This is a genomic window from Psychrobacter sp. 2Y5, from assembly GCF_051847375.1.
Taxonomy (GTDB): domain Bacteria; phylum Pseudomonadota; class Gammaproteobacteria; order Pseudomonadales; family Moraxellaceae; genus Psychrobacter.
This window is the reverse complement of sequence record NZ_JBPYDA010000031.1, coordinates 1-1125: the sequence shown is the minus strand read 5'-3', so window position 1 is coordinate 1125 and position 1125 is coordinate 1. Positions and strand designations below refer to the sequence as shown.

At 44.1% G+C, this 1125-nt stretch carries 2 tRNA genes and 2 rRNA genes; all 4 read left to right on the top strand.

Annotation, left to right across the window (positions count from 1 at the left end):
- Positions 1-65: ribosomal RNA gene (locus tag ACS8E3_RS12990) — 16S ribosomal RNA — on the top strand; the annotation flags it as partial.
- A 178-nt stretch (positions 66-243) separates the two neighbouring features.
- Positions 244-320, top strand: a tRNA-Ile gene (locus ACS8E3_RS12985).
- Positions 321-412: 92 nt separating this feature from the next.
- A tRNA-Ala gene (locus ACS8E3_RS12980) sits at positions 413-488 on the top strand.
- Positions 489-783: 295 nt separating this feature from the next.
- Positions 784-1125, top strand: a 23S ribosomal RNA gene (locus tag ACS8E3_RS12975); the annotation flags it as partial.

Below are 1125 nucleotides of genomic sequence, written 5' to 3'. Positions count from 1 at the left end.
TGATGACTGGGGTGAAGTCGTAACAAGGTAGCCGTAGGGGAACCTGCGGCTGGATCACCTCCTTATAGACGGCATTCACTTGGCAAGAATTCACAACAAGTTGTTCTTTAGTTTAGTTTGTTTATAAGCCTAACAGGCGATAGATGACTGGCGTTGTCATTGGAAGTTACGCATACTGAAAATCCTATTTAAAGGATTTTCCTTGCGAAGCTAACAAAGCAGTGCTTTGTTTAAACGCTTCTCAGGCCTGTAGCTCAGCTGGTTAGAGCACCGTGTTGATAACGCGGGGGTCGGCAGTTCAAGTCTGCCCAGGCCTACCATTATTAGGCGGTAAAGCTAACCATCAGAAATTCTATATAAAGAATTTCTCTTGCGAAGCTAACAAAGCAGTGCTTTGTTCACACGCTTCTCAGGGGCCATAGCTCAGTTGGTAGAGCGCCTGCCTTGCACGCAGGAGGTCAACGGTTCGACTCCGTTTGGCTCCACCACTATTATAAACAAGCGCGTATAAATAGAACTAAGTAATCGCAACTGATTATTTACTTCTGTTTTATACAGAACCTATCATCTGACGAAGAGATAGGAACTATTTAAAAACATAGATATGAGTCTGGGTTAGCAATAACATTTCACGTGTTATTGTTAACCTTAGCAACTTACCTCTTAACGACATCCGTTGTTATCCCAGGGGTGGGTTGCTAAAAAAGTAAAGAGAACTGAATCAAGCGTAAACATAGGTGATATCGTTATAATTGCTGACAAATAGACCCTTTGGGGTTGTATGGTCAAGTAATTAAGCGCACATGGTGGATGCCTTGGCAGTCAGAGGCGATGAAAGACGTGACAGCCTGCGATAAGCTTCGGGGAGGCGGCAATATCCTGTGATCCGGAGATTTCTGAATGGGGAAACCCACCTAGCATAAGCTAGGTATCTTATATTTATATAAGAAGCGAACGAGGGGAAGTGAAACATCTCAGTACCCTTAGGAAGAGACATCAATTGAGATTCCCCAAGTAGCGGCGAGCGAACGGGGAGAAGCCGATTGGCACTAGAATAGAAGAACAGCGTGGGAAAGCTGACCATAGTAGGTGATAGTCCTGTATTTTAAATTCTAGCGTCAACAT